Annotated in this window: 8 protein-coding genes; all 8 read left to right on the top strand. The window is 40.6% G+C overall.

Features of this window, described 5'->3' with window-relative positions:
* The first annotated feature begins 353 nt into the window (after nt 1–353).
* The gene (locus ACTNC6_RS15745) at nt 354–1,274 is read left to right on the top strand and encodes a D-alanyl-D-alanine carboxypeptidase family protein (protein ID WP_441044571.1); all 921 of its coding nucleotides are present in this window, start codon (nt 354–356) and stop codon (nt 1,272–1,274) included.
* 84 nt (nt 1,275–1,358) lie between these two features.
* Nucleotides 1,359–1,727 carry a hypothetical protein gene (locus tag ACTNC6_RS15740; RefSeq protein ID WP_441036566.1) on the top strand — a complete coding sequence of 123 codons (369 nt, stop codon included), beginning with the start codon at nt 1,359–1,361 and terminating at the stop codon, nt 1,725–1,727.
* Nucleotides 1,728–1,956: 229 nt separating this feature from the next.
* Nucleotides 1,957–2,385: a Fur family transcriptional regulator gene (locus ACTNC6_RS15735; protein ID WP_441036564.1), complete on the top strand. Its 429-nt coding sequence runs from the start codon at nt 1,957–1,959 to the stop codon at nt 2,383–2,385.
* Between the two features lie 213 nt (nt 2,386–2,598).
* Nucleotides 2,599–3,141: an NADH peroxidase gene (locus ACTNC6_RS15730; RefSeq protein ID WP_173743152.1), complete on the top strand. Its 543-nt coding sequence runs from the start codon at nt 2,599–2,601 to the stop codon at nt 3,139–3,141.
* Nucleotides 3,142–3,321: 180 nt separating this feature from the next.
* The gene (locus ACTNC6_RS15725) at nt 3,322–4,080 is read left to right on the top strand and encodes a threonine/serine exporter family protein (protein ID WP_441044570.1); all 759 of its coding nucleotides are present in this window, start codon (nt 3,322–3,324) and stop codon (nt 4,078–4,080) included.
* A gap of 15 nt (nt 4,081–4,095) precedes the next feature.
* Nucleotides 4,096–4,551 (top strand): threonine/serine exporter family protein, encoded by a 456-nt coding sequence (locus tag ACTNC6_RS15720; protein ID WP_433844751.1) that lies wholly within the window; start codon nt 4,096–4,098, stop codon nt 4,549–4,551.
* A gap of 93 nt (nt 4,552–4,644) precedes the next feature.
* Entirely contained in the window at nt 4,645–6,600 is a 1,956-nt protein-coding gene (gene metG, locus ACTNC6_RS15715) for a methionine--tRNA ligase (protein ID WP_433844752.1), read from the top strand.
* A 552-nt stretch (nt 6,601–7,152) separates the two neighbouring features.
* A partial coding sequence (locus tag ACTNC6_RS15710) for a SpaA isopeptide-forming pilin-related protein (protein ID WP_441044569.1) occupies nt 7,153–11,262 on the top strand: 4,110 nt, incomplete at its 3' end.

Here is an 11,262-nt window from a genome sequence, read left to right as displayed (position 1 = left end):
CTGTGTATTTTATTCAGTTTTCAATGTCACAGATGAAGGAAAGGGGCTAAATTTATGCCTAAAAATAAGGTTTTCGGACAGACTGGGGGGGAAGTAGGAAATGGGGGATAATATAATAATGGGGTTACAGGGGGTGGGGGTGGTGTGGTATAGTTATACAAGTAAAAATTTATGCGATTAGCATAAACTCTGTGCATCGCGAAGCGCGTTGCTGGGAACGGAGTGAATAGTAACATTTGGAATGTTGGGAGGGGAGTGTGTTGGTAGTGAGAGACAGGAAGCAGAGTCGGAAGAGGAGATCTGGGAGTGGCCGGAGTCGCAGGGGGACGAATCTGGGGAGGATTGTGCTTTGTGTGTTTTTGGAGATTATTGTGATCTGTGCCATGGTGATTATGATTGGCTGGGATAAGGGTGTGAAGGAGTGGTTTGCGCAGTTTGAACAGCCGGTTTTGAGGGAGGTGGATATTACCGGGATCAATAGTCCTGATGCTGTTTTGATGCAGGCGCGGGGTGGGAAGATCCTGGGGGAGATTAATGGGGAGGAGCGGATTTATCCGGCTTCTATGACGAAGATTATGACGGTGATCCTGGGGATTGAGGAGTTGGATGATCTGGAGGAGAAGATTACGTTGACGGATGATATGTTTGCGGGTTTGTATGAGGAAGGGGCTACGCAGGCCGGGTTTCAGCCGGGGGAGGAGGTTCGGGTTATGGATCTGCTTTATGGGGCTATGCTTCCTTCTGGTGCGGAGTGCTGTATTGCGCTGGCGGATACCATCAGTGGATCGGAGGCGGATTTTGCGGAGTTGATGAATAAGAAGGCGAAGAAGCTGGGGATGGTTGATACTCATTTCTGCGATTCTACGGGGCTGCATAATCCGAATCATTACAGTACGGTGAAGGATATTGCAGTGTTGATGAAGTATTGTATTAAGAATGATACGTTCAGGGAGATTATTGAGACTGCCAGACATTCTACGGGAATTACCAATGTCCACCCTGATGGCATTACTTACTACAGTACAATGTTTAAAAATCTGTCAGATCCCACAGTTACAGGTGGAAAAATACTTGGCGGTAAGACTGGGTATACCAGTGAGGCAGGACATTGTCTGGCGAGCTTTGCGGAGATTGAGGGCAGGGAATATATTTTTGTTACTGCAGGGGCACCTGGAAGTGAAGTGAATAATATTCCTCATATTCAGGATGCGGTGACCGTTTATAACCGGGTCGGTGTGGCCATTGAGGAAAAAATGAACGACAGTAAAGAATGAGGGGATTTTGCTGGACGGATTGGGAGGACGATGGTATAATCATTTTTATACAAAAGAACGATACGGGCTATAAGGAGGTGGAAAATGGTGACAGATAGAGAAATACTGGAAGCTGTGCTGGCAGAAGTCAGAGGTCTTGGGACTCGTATGGATGGACTTGAAAGCCGTATGGATGGGCTGGATTCCCGTATGGATGGGTTGGATTCCCGGATGGAGAGAATGGAGAAGCGCCAGGAGCGGTTTGAGGAAGAGACCAGAGATAATTTTGCGGATCTCAGGCTGCATCTGGAAAACATAACAGACCGGAATCTTTCTATTCTCGCAGAGAATCATCTGAACCTTATTAATAAGATGGACGTATCGGCTACATGGATGAACAGGATAATGATCAATGAGGTCAAAATCAATGCTCTGGCAGATCAGGTTAATCGACTTCAGTTGAAACACAGTTAAGCTTCCCAAAATAAAGTACGTGCAGATAAAAAAACGGAGTCAAAGAAGGCTCCGTTTCTTTATGCAAAGAAGGATAGAATTTTATGAAGGGAAGCAAATTTTTTATAAATAACTTGATAAAAACACTCCAATATCGTATGATAACAATATCAGTAATGATTATTAATATTGAACAGGATGCTAGTACAGAGTTATCTGTTACAGTAAATAATCAGAAAGGAGGAAAATTGTGGCTACTTTGAAATACAGCCGCCAGAGAGAATCTATCAAGGAATTTCTGCAAACCAGGACAGACCATCCTACGGCTGATGTAGTTTATGAGAATATGAAGCTGATTTATCCCAATATCAGTCTGGGAACTGTGTACAGGAATCTGTCTTTGCTGGCAGATCTGGGAGAGATCAAGAAGCTGTCCTCCTTTGCCGGTGCGGATCATTTCGACGGATGTACGGAGCGGCACTGCCATTTTATGTGTACCCGCTGCAACCGGATCATGGATCTGGAAAGTGAGGGGATTCATCATATTATGGACAATGCCGGTGAGAACTTCGGAGGGAAAATCACAGACTACAGCGCCAGATTTTTTGGACTCTGTGAGGATTGTCTGAAAGAAACGCAAAAGGAAACGGCGGAAGAAAAAAATAAAAATAAAACTTGATTTTTATTATCAAGTATGTTAATCTAAGTGCGTAGAAAACAGTAACGATTACTATTATCAAAGAAAAGTAAAAATCATCTGTTTTTTATAAGGCAGAAGGCAATGCCGGAACTGGCCTGAATTTTTTGGGACAGGTTCTGAAACAATAAATATTACTGTGATCTATAAGACAGTAACCAAAACAAATTAAAATAAGAAAAGGAGATCTTAATTATGACAAAATGGGTATGTAGTGTATGTGGATATGTTTATGAAGGCGAGCAGGCTCCGGAAGCCTGTCCAGTATGTAAAGCACCGGCTTCCAAATTCGTGAAACAGGATGCTGAAATGTCATGGGCTGCAGAGCATGTAGTAGGCGTAGCTCAGGGATCCAGCGAAGACATCATGGCTGATTTAAGAGCAAACTTCCAGGGTGAATGCTCTGAAGTTGGTATGTATCTTGCAATGGCAAGAGTTGCTCACAGAGAAGGATATCCGGAAATCGGTTTATACTATGAGAAAGCAGCTTATGAAGAAGCAGAGCATGCTGCAAAATTCGCTGAATTACTTGGCGAAGTAGTTACAGACAGCACAAAGAAGAACCTGGAAATGAGAGTAGAAGCTGAGAACGGTGCAACAGCAGGAAAGACAGATCTTGCAAAACGTGCAAAAGCTGCTAACCTGGATGCAATCCACGATACAGTACACGAGATGGCTCGCGACGAAGCTAGACATGGAAAAGCATTCGCTGGTCTGCTTAAGAGATACTTCGGCTAATCTGAAGGTTATATAAAACAGTAAAAAAATGCCCTGCAGGATTTTTCCTGCAAGGGCATTTCTTTTTGCTACGTCACTGTGAATATCCGCTTGACCCGAATCAAGTAAGTCCCCTGCTTCAATTGTGAAAAGCAATAAGCAGTGGGTGGGGATGTCTAAGAGATCAGGAGAGTAAGAGCTATGAATCGAAGGGAAGCAGAAGAATATTTATATTGTGCTATGTCTATTGGTGAACAGCTGCTGGTTAGCGGCGCAGAGGTAGGAAGGGTGGAGGATACCATCCGCAGGATCTGCCTGGCATACGGGGCGGAGAGGGCAGATGTATTTTCTATTACCTCCAGTATCGTTACCACCATATACGGAACTGATTTCGGGGTCTGCACCCAGACACGCAGGGTCTCCGGCATGGTCAATGACCTGGACAGGGTAGACCAGCTGAATCAGCTTTCCAGGGAAATATGTCAGGAAAAGCCCACCCATGAGGAGATAAAGGAAAAGCTGATACAGATACAGAACAGACCACATTATTCCTTTGGGATGCAGCTTCTGATCTATGCCCTGGTCTCCGGTTCCTTTTCTGTGTTTTTCGGCGGAGACTGGAAGGATATGGCAGCCTCAGCGATCATCGGTGTATTGCTGAAATTTATAGAAGCTTTCGTGAAAAAAGGTTCCGTCAATTCTCTGATTACAGCCCTGATCTGCTCCACTGTGGGAGGATTTCTGGCAAATCTGGCTGTATACAGCGGAATCGGTGATCATGCAGATCTGATCAGCATCGGAAACATTATGCTTCTGATTCCCGGAATCGCCTTTACCAATTCCCTGAGGGATATGTTTTCCGGGGATACCATCACAGGACTGATACGCTTTATGGAATCTATACTACTGGCTCTGGTGATCGCTCTGGGCTTCACCTTTGCAGGATTTATATTGGGATAAAAGAGGACTAAGAAAATGAAGGAATTTATCCAGTTAATGGCAGCACTCCTTGGTTCCCTGGGCTTTGCTGCCCTGTTTAACATCAGAGGGAAAAAATTAATATTTGCCACCATCGGCGGTTTTCTGTCATGGGCAACCTATCTGGCAGCTGCCTGTATCAATGCAAACCCCTATTTCTGCGGATTTATTTCCACGGTACTGACAACTCTCTATGCAGAAGTGATGGCCCGTATGGTCAAAACACCGGTTACTGTATTCCTGGTATCTGCCACCATCCCACTGATTCCCGGGGCTGCCCTTTACCGTGCCATGAACTGTCTCATGCACAGAAACTATGCCGGCTTTTCCAAAGAAGGAACCTACACCCTTCTCTTCGCTGCCAGCATGTCTGCCGGAATTACTTTTACCACTGTGGTTTTCCGTATGATCTGGCGTCAGCTCTACAGCAGCAGAAGCATACATATCCGCTGAAAAACTGAGGTTTACAATCTCTGCATAAACAGCTATAATACAATAAGAATGATGATTTGTAATTTGTACTGAAAATAAAGGAGAAACTGATCAATGGAAAAACAGAAATATTATATTACCACTGCCATAGCTTATACCTCCGGCAAGCCGCACATCGGAAATACCTACGAGGTTGTTCTTGCCGATGCTATTGCCCGCTATAAACGTCAGCAGGGCTATGATGTATTCTTCCAGACAGGAACTGATGAGCATGGCCAGAAAATCGAATTAAAAGCAGAAGAAGCAGGTATCACTCCAAAGGAATTTGTGGACAACGTATCTACAGAGATCAGACGGATCTGGGATCTGATGAATACTTCCTATGATAAATTCATCCGTACCACAGATGAAGACCATGAAAAACAGGTTAAGAAAATTTTCAAAAAAATGTATGCAAAGGGAGATATCTACAAGGGACATTACGAAGGTATGTACTGTACTCCCTGTGAATCCTTCTTCACAGAATCCCAGCTGGTAGACGGCAAATGTCCGGATTGTGGACGTCCCTGTGTGCCTGCAAAGGAGGAAGCATACTTCTTTAAAATGAGCAAATATGCAGACAAGCTGATCGACTATATCAACACACATCCGGATTTCATTCAGCCGGAATCCCGTAAGAACGAAATGATGAACAACTTCCTTCTTCCGGGACTTCAGGATCTCTGTGTATCCAGAACATCCTTTAAATGGGGAATCCCGGTAGATTTTGATCCGAAGCATGTGGTATATGTATGGCTGGATGCCCTTACTAACTATATTACAGGAATTGGCTATGACTGTGACGGTGAGAGCACAGAGCAGTTCAAACAGCTCTGGCCTGCAGACCTGCACCTTATTGGTAAAGATATTATCCGTTTCCATACAATTTACTGGCCGATCTTCCTTATGTCACTGGATCTGCCGCTGCCGAAACAGGTATTTGGCCATCCATGGCTGCTCCAGGGCGACGGCAAAATGAGTAAATCCAAAGGAAATGTACTTTATGCAGATGAACTGGTAGATTTCTTTGGCGTAGATGCAGTCCGCTACTTTGTGCTTCATGAAATGCCATTTGAGAATGATGGTGTGATCACCTGGGAGCTGATGGTAGAGCGTCTCAACTCTGAGCTTGCAAATACTCTTGGAAACCTTGTAAACCGTACAATTTCCATGTCCAACAAATACTTCGGCGGCGTTGTAGAGAATAAGGGTGTAGCTGAGCCAGTAGATGATGATCTTAAGAACTTCATTCTCTCCGTACCTGCAAAAGTAAACGAAAAGATGGACAAGCTTCGTGTAGCAGATGCGATGACAGAGGTATTTACAATCTTTAAACGCTGCAACAAATATATTGACGAGACAATGCCATGGGCACTTGCAAAGGATGAGGAGAAGAAAGACCGCCTTGCAACAGTTCTCTACAACCTGGTTGAGGGAATCTGCATTGGTGCAACTCTTCTGAAATCCTTTATGCCGGAAACGACAGAGAGAATCCTTGCTCAGTTAAGTGCAGAAGACAGAACTCTTGAGGATCTTAATACATTTGGCCTGTATCCGTCAGGAAACAAGGTAACTGAGAAACCTGAGATTCTTTTTGCACGTCTGGACCTGAAGGAGGTAATGGAAAAGGTAGCAGAGCTCCATCCGCCAAAAGCAGAAGAGCCAGCAGAGGAAAAAGAAGATGTGATCGATATGGAAGCAAAACCGGAGATCACATTTGATGATTTTGAAAAACTTCAGTTCCAGGTGGGCAAGATTATCTCCTGTGAGGAAGTAAAGAAATCCAAAAAACTTCTTTGCTCACAGGTACAGATCGGAAGCCAGGTGCGTCAGATTGTATCAGGAATTAAAGCGCATTACAGTGCAGAGGAAATGGTTGGCAAAAGAGTAATGGTAGTGACTAACCTGAAACCTGCCAAACTTGCAGGAATCCTCAGTGAAGGAATGATCCTCTGTGCAGAAGATGCAGATGGAAATCTCTCCCTTATGGTTCCGGAGAAAGAAATGCCGGCAGGAGCAGAAATCTGCTAAAAAGCTTATCTTGTGAGGCGTATTACTGAGAACGGAGTGAACGGTAATAATTATAACGAAAATCCTCCACAATTTTCAATTATAGCTTGACAAAACTTCCCAGGCAGTCTATAGTGGAATATATAACAGGGAGTAGGTGACAGATGTAGATTTGCAGTGTCATCAGTCTCAACGGGTAAAGATTCCATCCGTATCGTGATGAAACGGCGAGACTCTTACTACACACATAGCGTGTGTGGTAAGAGTCTCGCTTTTTGTTTTTATTCTGCAAAATAAGGGCCTTGTGATCTGAATTTTGAGGATACGAAAATTTTCGAGAATCAATAAAAAAATTTGGGCAAATCGACGGAATTGTCCTACAATAATTTTTTTTAAAAGTAAAAATATTGAATCTGAAAATTTATGATGCTATACTCAAATAATGAGATAAAGTATCATGACTGTTAGTCATTTTGCAGTTATGAAGTCTCATCGGCAGGCGGATTTATCATCCGTATTTGCTATTTACAATAGAGAAATAAGAAAATATTTATTCAAAGGGAGGATGACATTATGAAAAGCAAAACAACGAAAGTCAGACGCTATCTGGCAGCAATACTGACAGTCCTGATGATCTTCCAACAGGCAACGACCAGTGTTATCTACGCCAGCAGCGAAGCTGCGGTTCCCACAGTAACGGAAGCCCCGGCAGCACAGACGGAGGAAACACCTGAGAAACAGGTGGAGGAAACACCGGAGGAAAAGACTCCTACGGAAGAAGAAAATGAGGGCGAAAAGTCTGCAGCACCTACAGAGGCACCTGCAGAGAATGAGGCAGAGCCAGAGGTTACAGTAACTCCTGCAGCAGAGCCAATAGCAACAGAAGCCCCTGCAGTTGAAGCAACAGCTACACCTGTACCAGAGGCAACAGAGGTTCCGGAGGCAACACCGACAGAGGTGCCGAAGAAAACAGAGTTTGTATATGATGATTCAAGAGTGTCTATTATAGCTAATGCAGGAAAAACAGCAAATCTTCCACAGGATGCGGAACTCAAAGCAGATTATATGGCACCAGGAAGTAATGCATACAATGCAGCAATAGCTGCATTTAATAGTCAGCTGGGAAATCAGTTGGGTATCAGCACTGAAAATATTGTTGATTATGTTTTGTATGATGTATATTTTCAGTCTGCATCTGAGGGTGGACGTATTGAGCCCAATGATTATGTAACGGTATCAATGAATTTTAAAACAGCTGAAACGACTACAACAGAAGGAGAAGTTGTAGATTCTAAAGTTGTTCACTTGGACAATGATGGCTCGGCAGAGATTGTGAATGGTTCTGTAGATTTAGCAGAAGATGGTACAGTTCAGTCTATAACATTTACAAATAATAGTTTTTCTCCATATGGAGCAGTACGTATGTATGCTGCGACAGGAACAGTTGTTTCAGAACAACTTGAAAATAATGTAGATAATATTTCGTGGACAGTAACAGATTTGCAGAAGAATCCGATTACTTCAGATAAAACATACGATATAAACTCTGGGTTTATGGCTAGTATGACATATGCACTGAATGAAATTAAAAGAAAAGAGCTTGTAGCAAAAGCTGGTAATGCTGACACTATCACATTAAAATGGAAAATTCCATCGGCAAGTTTAATAGTAAATCCAAAACCACAAGGTAGTGGGCCTATTAAGATGAATAATGAAAACTGTGGTACATATTTTATTCATGAAGATGGCACAGTAGATTTTAATGTTAATACTTCTTTTTTACGTTCAAAAGAAGAGGTTTCAGGAACTTTTGAATATATGTTTAAATTAGATTCAAATACTTCGATTATAGATGATAAAATTGAAATTACTTTTCCTGGAACTACAACACCGGTTATAATTAAAATAAAGAAACCACATATTGATGGAGAAAAAAAATACACTTATAATAATGAAACGAAAAAGATAACTTTTACTATTGAATTAAAAAATAATAGTAATAGGGATGCTACAGAAGTTATAGTAGTTGATACTCCGTTATTATCAGATATAACAAAACCAGATGGAACGAAGATTTCTAAGTCAAACTTGAAGATAGATTATTCTAGTATGAAGTGGGAAGATGGTACTTCTGTTTCAGCAGAACAAACGACAGATGGTTTTAAAATTACAAATATCTCAATTTCAAAAGGTGAGACAAAAAAAATTACATATGAAGCGGAAATTATTAATTTGGATTGGATTGGAAATGATGGAAGAGTAGAGGGACTTAATAATAAGATAGAATGGTTTATTAAAAATACTAAAGATGGTGAAAACACAAGTTGGCCATATATAATAGGTTTCAAAAGTGGAAAGAAATCGGCTTCATCAACGACTGATGGTACAGGAATTATCCATTGGACAGTTGATTTGAATACAGGAACAGTCAAAAAGAATGTATCAAGTTACCAATATGTTGATATTATGACATCTGATAATCAGGTATTTGATTGGGATTCATTTAAACTTTATAGGATAGAAAATGATGAGGAAACAGAAATAACACCATTTACAGTACAACATAATGGAAATGATGCAAAAACATTTACGGCGACATTACCTTCAGATGCTGGAGAATATCAATATCGTATTAAATATGATACAAAGCCAAAAACTTCATTGACACCATCGGATCCAGTACAGAAAGTAACAGTTAATAATGGTGGTAAATTTAATGGAACTGATGTTGATAGTGCTAACGGTGAAAGCGTTGGTCCTAAAGCAAAACCGTGTATTGAAAAAAGTTTTAATAAAAAAAGTGATGAGACGTATGAATCAGAAGCCGTAATAACTATTAATCCGAGCAGTTATGAAGGCGGTATGCTGAAAGATTTTACATTTAGTGATATACTTGCAAAGGTCGCTGATAGTACGACTGAAATTACGGATGAGATGGGAGCATATAGTGGATTTGTATTTGATGAGCAAACACTAAATATAACAGTGTCAGAGTCAGATACAAATACAAGTTGGACGAAAAATTTTAGTAAGACGTCATCAGCTATAAATAAAGGTGCGAAAGGAAACGATAGACTTTCTATTAAATTTAATGGAACATACAAGAATACAATTATCATTAAATATTCTGTAAAACTTGAAGATCGTAGCAAGTTAAGTCTTGAGAAAAAAGATGGAAAAGAATTTTACAGAGTTTGGAATTCAGCAGTAGCAGGTGGGAAATTAGTAATACGTCATGTACAGTTTGATAAACCTGATCAGCTTTTACACAAAAAAGGCAACAGCGTGTATGACTCTGAAAATAAATGCTGGTATATTGACTGGGAACTTTTCGGTAATGTAAAAAATGATTGGGATAAATATGGTGCGACAAATTTGGGAGGAAAAGATGTAGTAATTAATGATAATCTGCCAAATGGCTTGACGTATGTTGTTGGTAGCGCTAAGTATTTAAAATTTAACGGAGAGCAGGGAGAGCAGGGAAGATATGATGAACAAAATAATCCTTGGAAAAAATTTGAGCCAACGTCTAATAATGGGACATTAACTTTTACAATTAAATCTGTTACCAATGAAGGAATATGTATTAAATTCCGTACAAAGGTAAGTGAAATCGGAGCATATAAAAATACAGCACAGTGGGAAGACCAAACTGCTGAAGCAACAGTGACAGTGGGAGAGAAGGATGATGTTCTGTATAAGAAGGGAAATGTTGTAACGGTTGATGGCGAAGATTCACAGATAGAATATACTATCAGAGTAAATAAGAATAGTCGTAAATATCTTCAGAATAGTGAAACACTTATACTTTCAGATATACTTCCGAATAATGTAGAATTGGAGGGGGGTGTAGATATTTACGAAGGAGATACTTCTAATAAGCTTGAAGGAGCTTATTATGAGTATGATTCAAGTAATCGTAAATTAACAATATATGTACCGGATTCTACATATGCTACAGTGAAGTATCGCGTTACACCGGATTTATCTGGAGTCTCAGCTAATAGTCAGGGTTATTATGACATTCAGATTGATAATACTGTAGAGCTTACTGGATATGAAATTTTTAAATCTGAATCAAAAAATTGGTATGCTGTTCAGAAATCGGCTGCAACTATTACAGGAAAAGGAATTTTCCAGATTAAAAAAGTAAATTCTCAGGATTTAAATCATGTATTAAAAGGTGCAAAATTTAAATTGGGAACGGTATCATTTGGCAATGATGGAAAGCCTGTAGAATCAGCGTATTCTGATAGCGTTGAAACTGATGATAAAGGTATTGCAACATTTAAGGCTGTTAAACACAATCAAATTTATTATTATTATGAAGAAACAGCACCACAGGGATATCAGCTAGATAATACCAAGAAATATTTCTGTTATCATGATAGCGGAGATAACAAGACAGAATATGATAATCTGGTTATAGCATTTAACAGAGCATATGAAGGAACAAAGTTAGAAACATATCAGGGTGAAAAAATGATTATAGTTTCTAACAAACAGCAGACAGATTTTGGAAGCCTACAGCTGAAAAAGACATTTGCAGGTGAAAAGGATGGAACAGACCTGAATGCAGACCAGAAGAAAAAAATCCATTTCACAGTGACCGGCCCGGACAATTACAGTAGGACTGTAACCTACAATGAGTTTGGTCAGGATGGAACCTACACCCTGAGTGAC

Origin of the sequence: Blautia sp. HCP3S3_C4 (assembly GCF_052064095.1) — a bacterium.
Lineage (GTDB): Bacteria > Bacillota > Clostridia > Lachnospirales > Lachnospiraceae > Blautia_A.
This window is presented reverse-complemented; position numbering and strand designations above follow the sequence as displayed.